The 16144-nt window shown below is 66.8% G+C and carries 13 protein-coding genes; all 13 read right to left on the reverse strand.

Annotated elements, in window-relative coordinates; translation table 11 throughout:
- Positions 1-13: 13 nt before the first annotated feature.
- The 13 genes from spoVG to VGK27_10045 all read right to left on the reverse strand — a co-directional run bounded on the left by spoVG (position 14) and on the right by VGK27_10045 (position 16111).
- The gene (gene spoVG, locus VGK27_09985; protein ID HEY3490432.1) at positions 14-298 is read right to left on the reverse strand and encodes a septation regulator SpoVG; all 285 of its coding nucleotides are present in this window, start codon (positions 296-298) and stop codon (positions 14-16) included.
- 20 nt (positions 299-318) lie between these two features.
- Positions 319-1170 (reverse strand): 4-(cytidine 5'-diphospho)-2-C-methyl-D-erythritol kinase, encoded by an 852-nt coding sequence (gene ispE / locus VGK27_09990; protein ID HEY3490433.1) that lies wholly within the window; start codon positions 1168-1170, stop codon positions 319-321.
- 78 nt (positions 1171-1248) lie between these two features.
- Positions 1249-3843 (reverse strand): ATP-dependent chaperone ClpB, encoded by a 2595-nt coding sequence (gene clpB, locus VGK27_09995; protein ID HEY3490434.1) that lies wholly within the window; start codon positions 3841-3843, stop codon positions 1249-1251.
- Between the two features lie 156 nt (positions 3844-3999).
- A complete protein-coding gene (locus tag VGK27_10000; GenBank protein HEY3490435.1) occupies positions 4000-5475 on the reverse strand; it encodes a DegQ family serine endoprotease in 1476 nt (491 codons plus the stop codon).
- On the reverse strand, positions 5475-5957 hold the full coding sequence (locus VGK27_10005) for a DUF1844 domain-containing protein (GenBank protein HEY3490436.1): 483 nt from the start codon (positions 5955-5957) through the stop codon (positions 5475-5477). Before VGK27_10005 ends, VGK27_10000 begins: the two co-directional genes overlap by 1 nt.
- Entirely contained in the window at positions 5958-8228 is a 2271-nt protein-coding gene (locus VGK27_10010) for an ATP-dependent Clp protease ATP-binding subunit (GenBank protein ID HEY3490437.1), read from the reverse strand. It abuts the gene before it with no gap.
- Positions 8229-8272: 44 nt separating this feature from the next.
- Complete coding sequence (gene htpX, locus VGK27_10015) at positions 8273-9136, reverse strand: zinc metalloprotease HtpX (protein ID HEY3490438.1); 864 nt, start codon at positions 9134-9136, stop codon at positions 8273-8275.
- Positions 9137-9196: 60 nt separating this feature from the next.
- Entirely contained in the window at positions 9197-10210 is a 1014-nt protein-coding gene (locus VGK27_10020) for a DnaJ C-terminal domain-containing protein (GenBank protein HEY3490439.1), read from the reverse strand.
- A gap of 659 nt (positions 10211-10869) precedes the next feature.
- On the reverse strand, positions 10870-11322 hold the full coding sequence (locus tag VGK27_10025) for an Hsp20/alpha crystallin family protein (protein ID HEY3490440.1): 453 nt from the start codon (positions 11320-11322) through the stop codon (positions 10870-10872).
- 125 nt (positions 11323-11447) lie between these two features.
- The gene (gene dnaK, locus VGK27_10030) at positions 11448-13352 is read right to left on the reverse strand and encodes a molecular chaperone DnaK (GenBank protein HEY3490441.1); all 1905 of its coding nucleotides are present in this window, start codon (positions 13350-13352) and stop codon (positions 11448-11450) included.
- 48 nt (positions 13353-13400) lie between these two features.
- Positions 13401-13778 carry a response regulator gene (locus VGK27_10035; GenBank protein HEY3490442.1) on the reverse strand — a complete coding sequence of 126 codons (378 nt, stop codon included), beginning with the start codon at positions 13776-13778 and terminating at the stop codon, positions 13401-13403.
- A gap of 204 nt (positions 13779-13982) precedes the next feature.
- Positions 13983-15344 carry a sigma-54 dependent transcriptional regulator gene (locus tag VGK27_10040; GenBank protein HEY3490443.1) on the reverse strand — a complete coding sequence of 454 codons (1362 nt, stop codon included), beginning with the start codon at positions 15342-15344 and terminating at the stop codon, positions 13983-13985.
- Positions 15341-16111 (reverse strand): ATP-binding protein, encoded by a 771-nt coding sequence (locus tag VGK27_10045; GenBank protein HEY3490444.1) that lies wholly within the window; start codon positions 16109-16111, stop codon positions 15341-15343. Before VGK27_10045 ends, VGK27_10040 begins: the two co-directional genes overlap by 4 nt.
- Positions 16112-16144: the final 33 nt, after the last annotated feature.

Here is a 16144-nt window from a genome sequence, read left to right on the forward strand (position 1 = left end):
CGCACCGGTGATCTTACTGGGCGGCGGCTACAGCGTCAAGCACGGAGGCCTCCCGCCCGTATTCGCCGAGCACGGCCTGCTCGATCATGTCTCGCGTCTCGTTGTTGAGCGGGTGCGCCGTGTCCCGGTAACTGCCGTCCTTGGTCTTCTTGCTCGGCATGGCCACGAACATGCCGCTGGTTCCCTGGATGACCTTGAGATCCCTGACGACGAAGCAGTCGTCGAAGATGATCGTGGCGTACCCCTTCAGCTTCTCGTTGTCGAATACCGGATAGACCTTCACTTCCGTGATCTGCATGTCCCCCTCCTTCCGTTGCCCTAGATGTTTCGCGCCAGGAAAATCGTGTTGCCCGTGTCCCGGGAAAGCGCCCCCTGCGCTTCCCGCGCCTTGCCCTCTTCGCGGAACAGGCCGAAGATCGACGAGCCGCTGCCGGTCATCGCCGCGGTACCGGCGCCCGCGTCGAGCAGCTGTCGCTTGATCGCATCGACCTGGGGGTAGACGCCGGCCCATGCCCCCTCGAAATCGTTGTCGACGCAGCCGACCAGCGCGTCCCAATCGCGCGGAGGCTCGAACGCGTTCTCCCCCGGTGCTTCGCCGGGGCCGCGCCGGAGCCGCGCATATCCCTCGGCCGTCGGCATCCCGAACGGCGGCTTGACGACCACGGCATGGAACGGGACCGACCAGGTCAGCGGCGTCAGACGCTCGCCGATCCCCTCGGCCAACGCGGCCCCGCCCACCGTGAAGAAGGGTACGTCGGCGCCGACCTTCGCCGCCATGTCGCGCAGGACGTCGGGAGGCGGCTCCGCGCCCGTCAGGGCGGTCAGGCCCTTGAAGGTCGCGGCGGCGTCGGAGCTGCCTCCGCCGAGGCCCGCTTCCATCGGAATCACTTTCCGGATGCGGATTCGCACCCCGGAGGTCACGCCGGCCCACGCCAGGAAAAGCCCGGCGGCCTTTCCGCAGCTGTTGTCCGAGCCGGACGGCACGCCCGGCCGATCGGACAAGACCTCGATTCCCTGCGGAATCCCGGTCACCGTGACCATGTCATAAAGGGATATCGGAACCATCAGCGAACGAATGTCGTGATAGCCGTCGGGACGCTTTCCGAACACCTTGAGGGTGAGGTTGAGCTTGGCGGGCGCGAGCACGGAGACGGAGCAGGTCTTATCCAAAGGACGCCTTTTCAAACGATGTTTTCATAAAAGCATGACCCATGGGAGCTCGCCGTGTCAAGGATGAAAGCGCACGGGTCACGCCCCGGCTGCCGCCTTCCCGAACGAGAAGCCGCCCACCGCATCGGCGTCGATTCGCACCGTGTCGCCGGGCAGGAAGCCGCCCTGAAGCAACGCGAGCGCCAGCGGGTCCTGGAGGTGCTTCTGGATCGCGCGCCGCAAGGGCCTCGCGCCGTAGACCGGATCGTACCCAAGCTCGGCCAGTCGCGCCTTCGCCGCCGGCGTCATCTCGACGGTGATCTTCCGGTCGGCCAGCCGGACGTTCAGCTCGCCGAGCATCAGGTCGACGATGCGGGCGATCTGCTCGCGCCCCAACGCATGGAACAGGATGATCTCGTCGAGCCGGTTGAGGAACTCGGGCCGGAAGGTGGTCCGCAACTCGTCCATCACCCGGTCGCGGACGATTTCTTCCCCGCGGCCGGAAAGCTCCTGGATCCAGTGGGAGCCGACGTTCGAGGTGAGGATGACCACCGTGTTGCGGAAGTCGACCGTGCGCCCCTTCCCGTCGGTCAGCCGCCCGTCCTCGAGCACCTGGAGCAGCGCGTTGAACACGTCGGGGTGCGCCTTCTCGATCTCGTCGAACAGCACGACGGTGTACGGCTTTCGCCGGATCGCCTCGGTCAGCGCGCCCCCTTCCTCGTAGCCGACGTATCCCGGCGGGGCGCCGATCATCCGGGCCACCGAGTGCTTTTCCATATATTCGGACATGTCGAGCCGCACCATCGCGGCCTCGTCGTCGAACAGGAATTGCGCCAGCGCCCGCGCGGTTTCCGTCTTGCCCACGCCCGTCGGCCCCAGGAACAGGAAGGAGCCGATCGGCCGCCTCGGATCCTTGAGGCCCGACTTCGCGCGCCGCACCGCGTTGGCCACCAGGCGAAGCGCCTCCTCCTGGCCGACGACGCGCTCACCCAGCCGCTCCTCCATGTGCACCAGCTTCTGCACCTCCCCCTCGACCAGCCGCGTCACCGGGATGCCGGTCCAGCGGGCCACGATCCGGGCGATGTCCTCCTCGTCGACCTCCTCCTTGAGCAGACGCCCCCCCGTCCCATCGGCCGTTGCGGGCGCCAGCGCCTCGACCTCCCGCTGCAGCGCCGGGATCGTCCCGTACTTCAGCTCGGAGGCCTTCGCGAGGTTCCCTTCCCGCTCGGCACGCTGCATCTCGGAAAGCGCCTTCTCGATCCTCTCCTTGATCGCGCGCCCCTTCCCGATCGACGCCTTCTCCTTTTCCCATCGGGCACGGTAGTCGTCGATCCGCCTCGTCAGTTCGGCCAGCTCTTCGTCGAGCAGCCCCATGCGCTCGAGCGACGCCGCGTCGGTCTCTTTCGCGAGCGCCTGCTTCTCCATCTGGAGCTGCGTCTTGCGCCGCTGCACCTCGTCGAGCTCCGTCGGCACGGAGTCGATCTCGATCTTGAGTCGCGAAGCCGCCTCGTCGACCAGGTCGATCGCCTTGTCGGGCAGGAAGCGGTCGGAGATGTAGCGGTGGGAAAGCGTGGCGGCCGCGATCAGCGCCGCGTCCTTGATGCGGACGCCGTGGTGTACCTCGTAGCGCCCCTTCAGGCCCCGCAGGATCGCGATCGTGTCCTCGACCGACGGTTCTTCGACCATGACCGGCTGAAACCGGCGCTCGAGCGCCGGGTCCTTCTCGACGTACTTGCGGTACTCGTCGATCGTGGTCGCCCCGACGCACCGGAGCTCGCCGCGCGCCAGCGCCGGCTTGAGCATATTGGATGCGTCCATCGCGCCGTCGGCCTTGCCCGCCCCGACGAGCGTGTGCATCTCGTCGATGAACAGGATGACCTTGCCCTCGGCTGCAGCGATCTCCTTGAGCACCGCCTTCAGCCGGTCCTCGAACTCGCCCCGGTACTTCGCGCCGGCGATCAGCGAGCCCATGTCGAGCGCGAGCACTCGCTTGTCCTTCAGCCCCTCGGGGACATCGCCGGAGACGACCCGCTGCGCAAGCCCCTCGACGATGGCCGTCTTGCCCACACCCGGCTCCCCGATCAGCACGGGGTTATTCTTGGTGCGCCGGGAAAGGACCTGGATCGTGCGCCGGATCTCCTCGTCGCGTCCGATCACGGGATCGAGCTTCTCGCGCCGCGCGCTCTCGGTCAGGTCGTTGCAGTACTTGTCGAGCGCCTGGTACTTGCCCTCGGGGTTCTCGTCGGTGATCCGCTGCGTCCCCCGGATGGCGGTGAGCGCCGACAGCAGCGCCTCGCGCGTCACGCCCGCCTTCCGCAGAAGGTCGGCCACCCTGCCCGGCTCGCCGCACAGCGCCAGCAGGAAATGCTCGGCCGACAGGAACTCGTCCTTGAACGCGTCGGCCTCGGATTGCGCCTTTTCGAAGATCGGCTCGAACCGGGGCGAGAGACCGCGGTTCACCGCCCCGGACACCCGGGGCATCGCGGCCAGCAGCGCATCGGCATCCGCCAGGAGGCGTCCCGGCGCCACCCCGGTGCGCGTCAGCAGGTCGGCGGCCACGCCGCCCTCCTGCCGCAGCAGCGCCGCAAACAGGTGCTCGGGCTCGACCTGCGCGTGACCGCGCTCGGACGCCATCCGAACGGCGTCCTGCAGCGCTTCCTGCGACTTGACCGTCAGCTTCTCGAGCGGAACCATCTTGTCCTCCTTATGCCGCCTGCTTCGCCCCGTCCCGGCGGGCGCACCCGCCCCTCCCGGTCCCGGCTGCGAATTCGCCGGACCGGCAGCCGGGCTCTGCCTTTGCGGAATATGCCCGCCCCCCGTCTGACGCGGGGGCGGGCGTCGATTGCGACGCTACTTGATCTTCACGGCGAGGAAGATGCGCGCCTCGCCCCGCTCGACGAGGAACATCGTCACCTTGTCGCCCTTCGACTTCTTGACGGCACTGTCGAACTCGGCCACGCTAGCGACCGGCTGCCGGTTGACCTGCCGTACGATATCGCCCTGCTCGAAACCGGCATTGTCGCCGACGCCGCCGTCCTCGACCGAAGAAACGACCACGCCCTTCCGGTTCTCGGTGCCCAGCCGGCGGGCTAGCTCGGCCGTGATGTCCTGGACGGAGATGCCCAGTTTCTTGACGGCATCGCTTTCGCCGGGCTCGGCCTTCTCGCCCGGGCCGCCCTCCATATCTGCGAGCGTCACCTTGACGGTCATTTCCTTGCCGTCACGGATCAGCTTGACGTCGACCCTGCTGCCGGGCCGGGACGCCGCCACGATCTGGGGCAGCTCGTTCTCCGCCACGACCTCCTTGCCGTCGAACGCGACGATCACGTCGCCGGACTTGATCCCGGCCTTCTCGGCCGGCCCGTCCTTGGTGGTGTCGGCGACCAGAACGCCCTTGCCGCCCGGGATGTTGAGCGACTCGGCCATGTCGGCCGTCAGCTTCTGGATGTGGACGCCCAGCCAGCCGCGCGTCACCTTGCCCTTGTCCTTCAGTTGTCCCATGACCGAGCGGGCCAGGTCGATCGGCGTCGCGAAGCCGATTCCCTGCCCGCCCTGGACGATCGCCGTATTGATGCCGACCACTTCGCCCTTGAGGTTGAAGAGCGGACCGCCCGAGTTGCCCGGGTTGATCGACGCGTCGGTCTGGATGAAATCGTCGTATGGACCCGATCCGATGATGCGTCCCTTCGCGCTGACGATGCCCGCAGTCACGGTGTGCCCGAGCCCAAACGGATTGCCGATGGCGACGACCCACTCCCCGACATCCAGACGGTTCGAATCGCCCAGATGGACATAGGTCAGTTTCGATTTCGGCTTGATCTTGATGAGCGCGATATCGGTCTTCGGGTCGTTCCCGACGACGGTGGCCTTGTACTCTTCCTTGTCGAGCAGCGTCACCGTGACCTCGTCGGCGTTCTCGACGACGTGGTTGTTGGTCAGGATGTAGCCGTCGTCCGAGACGATGAAGCCGGAACCGAGGCTCTTGCGCTTCTGCTCGCGCGGAACCGCGCCGCCCTGCCCGCCCCCGAAGAAATTATTGAAGAACTCGTCGAAAGGATCGCCATGGCCGCCGAACGGGTTGCGGAGCTTCGGCTGGCTGAACTTGACGACCTGCGTCGTGCTGATGTTGACGACGGCCGGCGACACTTCCTTGAACAGCGTCGGGATATCGATCGGCACCAGGCGGGACGCGGCGGCCGGCTCGACCTTTGACGTCCCCGGGTAAAACGCGTTGCAGCGCGGGGAAAGGTTGAAGGCCGACGACAGAACCACCCCCGCGGCGACTGCCGCCAGCAGCAGAACGATGACCTTGCCTCTCGGGACCATCAGGGTTTTCCTCCTCCTTGCGGTTTTCCGGCGTTCGTCGCGGCGAGGTAGCTCATCCTCAGTACATAAAGCCCCTCGGTCAGCACTTCGTCCTCTTCCGCCGTGAGATTTCCCTTCGTCTTTTCCTTGAGGATGTCCATCATGTCGATCGCGTCCCTGGCGCCGGGCAGGTCGACGGGCGACCGCCTGCCGTCCTGCTCCTGGACCATGCCGAGATGCATCATCGCACTGAACTGGAGCGACTGGAGCAGGTCGAGGAAAGCGGGGGGACCGGCTCCGGGCCCGTGCCCGTGCGGCGCGGCGTGGGGGTCTATCGGCGGCACATTCTCTCCCTGCGCGGCGCCCTCCGCGGGGGGCGCCGGAGCATGCGGGGGAGGAGGCGGCGGGATCGTCGCCGACTTTTGCTCGGCCTCCCGCTCCTCGTCGGACATCGTCCGCTTGTCGACGAACTTGAATCCCTTGTCTTCGGTCGATTCGGCCATTTATGCGGGCACCTTTTCCGTAATGACGGCCACCTCGCCGTTGACGGCGTCGAGATAGAAGTGGTCCGTTTCCTTCCAGCGCAGCGTGATCGGGATCTTGACCTTTTCGTCGATGTGACGCTTGAGGAACCGGGCGCCGTACTTGACGCTGAAGCCTGTGCGCGCCAGCGCGGACAGGGCGGCTTCGGTCACGTCGAGCGTTTTCCCGTGGGACGCCATCGTCTTGCGGAGCGCGCCCAGGTGGATACCGGCGATCTTCTTGACCTCGTCGGCCGAGAGCGGCGAGAAGACGACCACGTCGTCGAGCCGGTTGATGAACTCGGGCGAGAAGCGGTTCTCGACCGCCTTCAGGACGCTCTTCTTGACCGACCCGAAGTCTCCGGTCCCTTCGCCGAAGCCGAGCGGGCGCGACAGCTTGGACAACTCGTCGGCGCCGAGGTTGCTGGTCATGATGATGATCGAATCGGAGAAGTAGACCTTCTTGCCGCGCCCGTCGGTCAGCCATCCTTCGTCGAACACCTGGAGGAACAGGTTGTGGACGTAGGAGTCGGCCTTCTCGATCTCGTCGAGCAGCACGACCGTATACGGGTTGTCGCGGAGCTGGTTGGACAGGATGCCGCCCCGCTCGGAGCCGACGATGCCGCGCGGCATGCCGATGAGCTTGTCGACCGCGAGGTTGCCGTCGCGGTACTCGGACATGTCGACGCGCACCATGTGCTTCTCGTCGCCGAAGAGGTACTCGGCCAACGCCCGCGCCATCTCGGTCTTGCCGACGCCCGTGGGCCCCAAGAAGAGCAGGACCCCGTCGGGCCGGTTGAGGTTGGCCTTGAGCGGCCCCTTGTTGAGCCGGAGCGAGCGGGCGACCGCGTCGATCGCCTCCTTCTGGCCGACGACCCTGCGGGACAGCTTCTCCTCGAGGTCGCCGAACCGGTCGAGCACGTCGCGTCGGATGACGTCCTCGGGCGTCCGGGTCTCGTCGGCGATGACGTAGAGCACGTCTGCGGACGTGACGACCAGCTCCTCGCCCCCCCGAAGCTCGGCCCGCACGCAGGCGGTGTCGAGCCAGTTGATGACCTTGTCGGGCAGCCGCAGCGACCGGGCGTACCGTTCGGACATGGACAGCGCGAAGTCGATCGCGGCGTCCTCGATGGTCACGCCGTAGTTGGCTTCGAGCCGCGGCTTGAGCCCGATGAGGATCTCGCGGGCGTCCTCGAGCGACGGCTCCTCGATCTTGACGACGCGGAAGCGGCGCGCCAGCGCCTCGTCCTCCTGGATGATCTCCTTGAACTCGGTCGCGGTCGTGGCGCCGATGATCTGCAGCTCGCCGCGCGCGAGGCTCGACTTGAAGATGTTGGCCGCGTCGGACGGAACGCCCATCGCGGAGCCCGCCCCGACGATCGTGTGCGCCTCGTCGATGAACAGGATGAGGTTCTTGCGCTCCTTGACCTCGGAGATGACCTTCTCGATCCGGTCCTCGAACATCCCGCGGAAGACGGTGCCCGCGACGATCGTGTTCATCTGCAGGTTGACGATCTGGTGGCTGCGCAGCCGCTCGGGAATCCGGTGCGGCTCGTACTCGAGGCGCATCGCGAGCCCCTCGGCGACGGCGGTCTTGCCCACCCCGGGATCGCCGATGATCATGACCGAGTTGCTGCGGTCCTTGTGGCACAGGTATTCGACGATCCGGTCGATCTCGCGCTCGCGGCCGATGATCGGCGGGATCTTCCCCTCACGCGCAAGCTGGTTGAGGTTGACGGCGAACGTCTTGAGATTCGGCGGCAGTTCATACCGCTTCCGGACCTCCTCGACCTTTTCTTCGCGGCTGCGCAGCTGCCCGGCGAAGCGCGACAAGGCCACACCCGGGTCGAGCCCGTACCCCTTGAGGATGCGCGCCGGGATCGAATGGACCTCGTGGAAGATGCCCAGGAAGATGTCCTCGGCGTCGATGTTGGGGCGCCGGTTTCGCTGGGCGGTCTCCCAGGCGACGCGGAACACCTGCTTGGTAGCGGGCGGCACCTTGAGCCCGACGCCCAGGTACTGGCGCGAGATGTTGAGGTGCTCGTTGACCGAGTAGAGGACCGCGTCGACGTCGAGGCCGATGGAGGCCATCAGCTCGGCGAAGGTGGCTTTCTCTTCGATCGCAAATGCGATGAACAGGTGCTCGAGCCCGAGGTAATAGTGGTGCCGCCGCTGCGATTCCTCGATCGCCGCGTTGAGAACCCGGTGTCCCGAGTCGGAAAGCTTTTCGCGGTAGAACGCAATTTCCATCATTTAGTGTATCTATCCCCTCTACGTCTCTTCCTCTTCGATACCGGTTAACGTGCCCCTGCCGCCATCTCGCGAAGCCGCGCGACGCGCTCCTCGACCGGCGGGTGCGTGCTGAAAAGTCCGGCGATACCGCCGGCGGAAAGCGGGTTGACGATGAACAGGTGCGCCGTCGCCGGGCCCGCGGACTCGAGCGGGACGGTCTCGGCGACGCCCGAGATGCGCTGGAGCGCCCGGGCCAGCGCCAGCGGGTTGCCGCAAAGCTTGGCCCCCGTCGCGTCGGCCAGGTATTCGCGCGAGCGGGAGACCGCCATCTGGATCAGCATCGCGCCCAGCGGCGCCAGGATCGCCAGGAACACCATCCCGAGGATGCCCCCGCCGCCCTCGCCGTCCCGGTCGCGGCTTCCCCCGCCGAAGATGGCCGCGAACTGCGCCATCCGGGCGATCATCATGATGGCGCCGGCCAGCGTTGCCGCCACGGTCCCGATCAGGATGTCCCGGTTGCGGACATGCGACATCTCGTGGGCCAGGACCGCCTCGAGCTCGTCTTCGGGCAGCAGGCGGAGGATTCCCTCGGTCGCCGCCACGGCGGCATGCTCGGGGTTCCTCCCCGTCGCGAACGCGTTGGGGGAATCGCCCGGGATCACGCAGACTTTCGGCATCGGGGTGCCGGCCGCCGCCGCAAGGCGATGGACGATCGCATGGAGCCGCGGGGCCTCGGACTCGGGCACCTCGCGCGCGCCGTACATCCGCAGGACGATCGAGTCGGAAAACCAGTAGGATCCGACATTCATCACGACGGCCATCCCGAACGCGATCATCATGCCGCCCTGCCCGCCGACGGCCTGCCCGATCAGCAGGAACAGCGCCGTGAGGACCGCCAGCAGGAACGCCGTCTTCAATGTGTTGCCCATCTTCTTCGCCCTTCCCCTTCGTGCTCGAATCCTTCAACTAAAGATTCAATTATAACCCGCTCAGTTCCAGCTCTCCCGGATGCCGGAATCCTCGAACGGCACAAGCCGGTCGGCCAGCGTCGAAAGCTCGTCGGACGCCCCCTGGGGCACCACCACCTGAAGCACGAGGTACTGGTCGCCCCGCTCGGTCCCGCCCGGGGAGGGGACGCCCTTCCCCTTGAGCCGCAGCTTCCGTCCGCTCGAGGAGCCCGGGGGAATGGTCACCGTCACCGGCCCGTCGATCGTCGGCACCTCGATCCGGGCGCCCTTGATCGCCTCGGAGACGCGGATCGGGACGTCGAGGGAGATATCGTTGCCGTCGCGCCGGAAATACGGGTGCGGCCGCATCCGGAGACGGAGCAGGAGGTCTCCGTTCCTGCGTCCCTCGGCCTCGCCCCCCTTGCCGGGCACCCGGATCTTGGAGCCGTCCTGCGCGCCCGCCGGGATCTTGACCTTGATCCGCTCCTCGACCGGCGTATAGCCCGCCCCGTAGCATTTCGGGCAGCCTTTGCGGCCCGCGCGTCCCGTGCCGCCGCACGCGGCGCACGGCTTCGGCCGGCTGAACACGACCTCGCGGACCGCACCGCGGGCCATGTCGAGGAAGTCGATCGACAATTCCATCTCGAGGTCGTCGGCCGGGATGCCGCCGTGGCCGAAACCGGCGCCGCGTCCGCCCCCCCGGTTGAGCAGGTCGCCCAGCAGATCCTCGAAGCCCACCGTCTCGGTGTGCGAATATCGACCGCCGCCCCCGGGGAATCCGAACGGGCCGCCCTGGAAGCCCTCCTGGAAGCCATCCTGGACCCCGCCGGTGAACGCGCCGTGCCGCAAGGCGTCGTACTCGGCCCGCTTCTTCCCGTCGGACAGGATCTCGTTGGCCTCGTTCACTTCCTTGAACTTCGACTCGGCCGTCTTGTCGCCCGGGTTGTAGTCGGGGTGGAACTTCTTCGCGAGCCGGCGGTACGCCTTCCGGATCTCGTCCTCGGAAGCGCCCTCCGCCACGCCCAGCAGCTTGTAGTAATCCTTTTTCGGGTCCATGGACCCCTCCGATTCGCCCGGGACAGCCGGGATTGTCCCGGCGCTAAGGCGTCTCCGGGTGTCCCCTTCGGGGGGACGTCTTGCTCGGCCCGGCTCACGCTCGATGCGTCCGGCATCGAGCTGCCGCCGGCGGCCTCCACTCACTGACGGCGCCATCCATGGCGCCTCATCCTCGCTACCCGCTCGGCGTTCGCTTCGGAGCTCGAATCCCCGATCAATAATCAGTCGGACGGATTCTCGCTCCATGGCGGCAGACTCAAACGTCGCGGGACGGGTAGGCCCCCTATCAGGGTACATCCGGAGCCGCTACGCTCCGGAGGGCGTCGCCGACCAAGGGCCGCATGCGCGGCGCATTGCCAATCCACGTCGCGGTCGTCGCTCATGCGGAGCCTTGAAATCAAAGATCGGATCCTGCTATAACCTGCCGTTTCCGGGTCGTCGCCCCCCCCCAGGCCTGCGCAGCGGGGCGGCGTATCCCTCCCGGGGGCCTACCCGCCTCGCGACGTTCGGGTCTGCCGCCAGGGATGGCGGCGCGAGGCGGGATGGAGCCGCAGGCCGGCCATGGATGGCCGGACCAGGCGTCCCCCGGTCGGGGATACGGCGACCCGCGGAGCGGGACTGGAACCCGGCGACGACCTCTCGCGTCCCCCGTCGCGCCCCTACTTCACCGCCACGTTGATCTGCTTCGGCTTGGCGGCTTCCCTCTTCGGGAGCGTCACCTCGAGCACGCCGTCCTTCATGACCGCCGAGATGTTCTCCTGGTCGACCGAGGTCGGCAGCGAGAAGGCGCGCTGGAAGGTTCCGTAGGACCGCTCGATCCTGTGGAAGTTCTCCTCCTTCACTTCCTTCTCGTACTTGCGTTCGCCGCGCAGCGTCAGCACGCCGTCCTTCACCTCGACGCCCACCTGGTCCTTCTGGACGCCGGGCAGCTCGGCCTTCACGACGACGTTGGCGTCGGTCTCGTAGATGTCGACCGCGGGGGTCCACATCCCGCCCGTCAGCCCCTCTTCGCGGCCGCGGGTGTGCGTGAAGGTGTCCTCGAAGATCTGGTTCATCTTGTCCTGGATTCCCGCCAGGTCCCGCATGGGGTCCCACCACCGCACGATTGCCATGACGACTCCTCCTTTCATCCTGTTTATCGGACCCCCCTCGCCCCTCGCTTACGGGACGAGGGGATCCGATGTTTCGCGCATTCACCCGATCCCGATGCACCCGGGAGGGGGGCCGTTCGCCTCCGTTACTTCTTGCCCGGGTCCTCGTACTCGGCTTCGATGACGTCGCCCTCGGGGGCCTTCTTCTCGCCCTCGGCCTGCGTCCCTTCCGCCCCCGGAGGCGGGGTCGCCGACGCTTCCTTGTAGAGGTGCTCGGCGATCACCTGCGACTCCTTGAGGAGCGTCTCGGCCGCGTTCTTGAGAACCTGCTCGTCCTCGGAGACCAGCGACTTCTTCGCCTCTTCGATCGCCGCCTCGACCTTCGTCACCATCTCGGCCGGCAGCTTTTCCTTGTTGTCCTTCAGCGTCTTGTCGGTGTTGAAAATCATCGAGTCGAGGTGGTTGCGCGCATCGACCACAGCGCGCCGCTTCTTGTCTTCGGCGGCGTTGGCCTCGGCCTCCTTGACCATCTTGTCGATGTCGTCCTTGGACAGGCCGGTCGAGGCCGTGATCGTGATCTTCTGTTCCTTGCCCGTGCCCATGTCCTTCGCGTTGACGTGCAGGATGCCGTTGGCGTCGATGTCGAACGTCACCTCGATCTTGGGCACGCCGCGGGGCGCCGCCGGGATCCCTTCGAGGTTGAAGCGGCCCAGCGTCCGGTTGTAGGACGCCATCTCGCGCTCACCCTGGAGGACGTGCACCTCGACGCTCGGCTGGCTGTCGGCTGCCGTCGTGAAGGTCTCGCTCTTGCGGACCGGGATCGTCGTGTTGCGCTCGATCAGCTTGGTCATGACGCCGCCCAGCGTTTCGATGCCCAGCGAAAGCGGCGTGACGTCGAGCAGCAGCATGTCCTTGACCTCGCCGCCGAGCACGCCCGCCTGCACCGCCGCGCCCGCCGCGACGACCTCGTCGGGGTTGACGCCCTGGTGCGGGTCCTTGCCGAAGAATTTCTTGACCATCTCGACGACCTTCGGGATGCGCGTGGATCCGCCGACGAGGACGACCTCGTCGATCTTGCCGACGTCGATGCCCGCGTCCTTGACCGCCTGCTCGCACGGATGCAGCGCCCGCTGGAGGATGCCGTCGATCATCGCCTCGAATTTCGCGCGCGACAGCTTGAGCTGGAGATGCTTGGGACCGGTGGCGTCGGCCGTGACGAACGGCAGGCTGATCTCGGTCTCGGTCGTGGAGGACAGCTCGATCTTGGCCTTTTCGGCCGCCTCCTTCAGCCGCTGCAGCGCGGTGCGATCCTTGGACAGGTCGATTCCCTGGTCCTTCTTGAACTCGTCGACGATCCACTCGATGATCTTCTGGTCGATGTTGTCGCCGCCCAGGTGCGTGTCGCCGTTGGTGGACTTGACCTCGACGACGTTATCGCCCACCTCGAGCACCGAGATGTCGAACGTGCCGCCGCCGAAGTCGAACACCGCGATCAGCTCGTTCTTCTTCTTGTCGAGGCCGTACGCCAGCGCCGCGGCCGTCGGCTCGTTGATGATGCGGAGCACCTCGAGCCCGGCGATCTGGCCGGCGTCCTTGGTGGCCTGCCGCTGCGAGTCGTTGAAGTAGGCCGGAACGGTGATGACCGCCTGCTTGACGTCCTCGCCCAGGTAGGTCTCGGCCGCCTTCTTGAGCTTGCCGAGGATCATCGCGGAGACTTCCTGCGGGGTGTATTCCTTGCCGCCTGCCGACACGCGCGCGTCCTGCGCGGAACCCTTGACGACCCGGTAAGGCACCAGTTTCATTTCGTCGGTGACCTCGTCGTATCGGCGCCCCATGAAACGCTTGATCGAGAACACGGTGTTCTCGGGGTTGAGCACGGCCTGCCGCTTGGCGACCTGCCCGACCAGCGTATCGCCGTTCTTGCCGAAGCCGACGACCGACGGGGTAAGACGGCTTCCTTCCTCGTTGATGATGATCTTGGGCTCGCCGCCTTCCATGACTGCGACGACCGAGTTGGTCGTGCCCAGGTCGATTCCGATGATCTTCGCCATTGCAATAGCTCCTTTTCCCTTCGGTGAGTGATCTTGCTTATGCCCTGCCTAAAAGCCTTTCAGCACCTTCTCGATGAAGCGGGCGACGGTCCGGCCGTCGACCGGCTTCGTGACGTATCCGACGACGCCCACCTCGACCGCCCACATGCGCCGGGCCCGGCTGTTTTCGCCGGCCAGCAGCAGCACGGGAATGCGGGAGGCGACACGACCGATCTTCATCATCCCGTCGAGCCCGCCGAGCGACGGCGCATCGAGGTCGACCACCACGAGGTCAGCCATCCCCCCGGCCGCCTGGGTCAGCCCCGCGTCGCTGTCGGTGAACAGCTCGGGTTCCGCTCCCGCGTCGGAGAGCGCCCCGAGCAGCGGCCCGATGACGCCGTAGTCGTCGGACTGCCCATCCGTGATGACCACAACCCTGCGCGCCATTCGAAACCTCCGACTCCGATAACATCAACATCCGTGCCGAGGGAAGCGCCGCGGTCGCAGAAGAGATTGTGTACGGATATTCAAGGAGTTACGAATGGGTCCCCGAATGCTGTCACGTCCATCCGAGGGGAAACCGTGCCATTCAAGGCCGACAGGCGTGCCATTATGGCACGTTCGTGCCCAGGGCCGGTGCGATGCGGCGGATCAGAGACCGTGTTCCTTGACCTTGCGGTGCAGCGTGCGCAGACCGATGCCGAGCAGCTTCGCCGCCTGCGTCTTGTTGCCGCCGGTCTTTTCGAGCGCGGCGCGGATCGCTTCGCGCTCGGCCTCCTCGATCGTCTTGGGACCCGGAAGCGCGATCGGCCCCGTCGCGGTCGAGGGGAGGACGCCGCCGGTCACTTCGGCAGGCAGGGCATCGGGCTCGATCACTTCGCCGGGGGCGATGAGGGAAGCGGTTTCGAGCGCATTGCGGAGCTGCCGGACGTTTCCGGGCCAGCCGCACGACAGCAACGCCCGCATGGCGGCGGGAGACAGCCGCTTCGGGGGGAAACCGTTGTCGGCGGCTACTTCGGCCAAGAGCGCCTCGGCCAACTTCGGGATGTCCTCCCGCCGGTCGCGAAGCGGAGGCACGACGACCGGGAACACGTTGAGCCGGTAATAGAGGTCTTCGCGGAACTGCCCCTCGGCGACGCGCCCCGCCAAGTCGCGGTTGGTCGCGGCGATGATCCGGACGTCGACCTTGACGACGCGGGAGCTCCCGACCGGCGAGAACTCTTTCTGCTCGATCGCCCGGAGAAGCTTTGCCTGGATCGAAGAGGGAATCTCCCCCACCTCGTCGAGAAAGAGGGTGCCGCCTTCCGCATGCTCCATCTTCCCCTGGCGGGTCGAATTGGCCCCGGTGAAAGCGCCCTTCTCGTACCCGAACAGCTCGGATTCGAGCAACGTCTCGGGGATCGCCGCGCAGTTCATCGGGAGGAACGGCATCCCGTTGCGGGGACTCAACCGGTGGATGGCCCGGGCGACCAGCTCCTTGCCCGTGCCGCTCTCGCCCAGTACGAGCACGTTCATCCGCGTGGGAGCGACGAGCCGGATGCGGCGCAGCACGTCCTCCATCGCGCGGGAGCTGCCGACGATCTCCTCGATGCCGGCGGCCCCGCCGACCTCTTCCCGCAATCGGACGATCTCCTTCCGCATCGACCGTTCCTTGACCGCCTTGAAGACGGCGGCCCGCAGCCGCGGGATCTCGATCGGCTTCATCAGGAAGTCGGACGCGCCAGCGCGCACCGCCTCGACCGCGCTCTCGACCGAGCCGTAGGCCGTCATCACGACGACGGGCACGCCGTTGCTGTCGGCCGCGAGCTTCCCGATCACGTCCATGCCGGTCAGGCCGGGCATCCGCAGGTCGGTGAGGACGACGTCTGCCCCCTCCGCCTGCAATCGCGCCAGCCCCTCGGCCGGGTCGACGAACGGGTGGACGTCGTAGCCGTCGCGCCGCAGCGCCGCCACCACGCTGCCGAGGCTGTCCGCGTCGTCGTCGAACACGAAGATCTTGGGCGCCTCCTTCATTTCACCCGCTCCGGCAGCAGCATCTTGCCCGCCGCAAGGGAGGTGGCCGTCTTGAACACCTCCTCGGAGGGCAGCGAGAAGGTGATGGCGGTGCCGACCCCCTCGCGGCTGCGCACGGTGATCCGGCCGCCGTGGTCGCGCACGACCTGCCGCACGATGGGAAGCCCCATTCCGCTTCCGCTGCGCCGCGTCGTGAAGAACAGCCTGAAGATCTGCTTGCGGTCGGCCGCGGGGATGCCGCGCCCGTTGTCGGTCACGCGCACCCAGGGCCGGCCGCGCCGGATGCCCGTCTCGATGGCGATGCAGGGGGGCGTCTTGTCCATCGATTCCTCCGCGTTGAGGAGCACGTTCATGAGCGCCGCCTTGAGCTGCTTGTCGTCGGCGAAGAGCAACAGGGGCCCGGGATGGAGACGGACGTCCAACTGCACGCCGCGCCGCGAAAAATCGACCTCGAGGAAGCGGAGGGTGTCGGCCACGATCCGGTTGAGGTCGACCACCACAAGCTCTTTCACCGGCGGCCGGGCGAAGCGGAGGAACTCGGTCAGCAGGTCGTTGAGCCGCTGCGTCACCTTCATGTCGGCACGCGCCAGCGCCAGCATGTCGTCGCGCCGCTCCCCGAGCGAATCGGGCAACGCCTGGACCATCTCGACCAGCAGCTGGCTGTTGATGTAGAGCGAGTTCAGCGGGTTGCGGATCTCGTGGGCAAGCCCCGAGGCGACCGCGCCGAGGTCGGCAAGACGTTTCCTGGTTCCGGTGACGGTAGGCACGATGACGATTCTACAACAGCCGGGCGGCCGGCG

This window comes from Candidatus Deferrimicrobiaceae bacterium (genome assembly GCA_036504035.1).
In the GTDB taxonomy this organism is placed as follows: domain Bacteria; phylum Desulfobacterota; class Deferrimicrobia; order Deferrimicrobiales; family Deferrimicrobiaceae; genus JANXPS01.

Bases quoted from the DNA above. Each gene is read 5' to 3' on its own strand.
- clpB (HEY3490434.1), bottom strand. From the start codon at position 3,843: ATGGTTCCGCTCGAGAAGCTGACGGTCAAGTCGCAGGAAGCGCTGCAG.
- VGK27_10010 (HEY3490437.1), bottom strand. From the start codon at position 8,228: ATGATGGAAATTGCGTTCTACCGCGAAAAGCTTTCCGACTCGGGACAC.
- VGK27_10005 (HEY3490436.1), bottom strand. From the start codon at position 5,957: ATGGCCGAATCGACCGAAGACAAGGGATTCAAGTTCGTCGACAAGCGG.
- VGK27_10040 (HEY3490443.1), bottom strand. From the start codon at position 15,344: ATGAAGGAGGCGCCCAAGATCTTCGTGTTCGACGACGACGCGGACAGC.
- dnaK (HEY3490441.1), bottom strand. From the start codon at position 13,352: ATGGCGAAGATCATCGGAATCGACCTGGGCACGACCAACTCGGTCGTC.
- VGK27_10025 (HEY3490440.1), bottom strand. From the start codon at position 11,322: ATGGCAATCGTGCGGTGGTGGGACCCCATGCGGGACCTGGCGGGAATC.
- VGK27_10000 (HEY3490435.1), bottom strand. From the start codon at position 5,475: ATGGTCCCGAGAGGCAAGGTCATCGTTCTGCTGCTGGCGGCAGTCGCC.
- htpX (HEY3490438.1), bottom strand. From the start codon at position 9,136: ATGGGCAACACATTGAAGACGGCGTTCCTGCTGGCGGTCCTCACGGCG.
- VGK27_10020 (HEY3490439.1), bottom strand. From the start codon at position 10,210: ATGGACCCGAAAAAGGATTACTACAAGCTGCTGGGCGTGGCGGAGGGC.
- VGK27_10035 (HEY3490442.1), bottom strand. From the start codon at position 13,778: ATGGCGCGCAGGGTTGTGGTCATCACGGATGGGCAGTCCGACGACTAC.
- spoVG (HEY3490432.1), bottom strand. From the start codon at position 298: ATGCAGATCACGGAAGTGAAGGTCTATCCGGTATTCGACAACGAGAAG.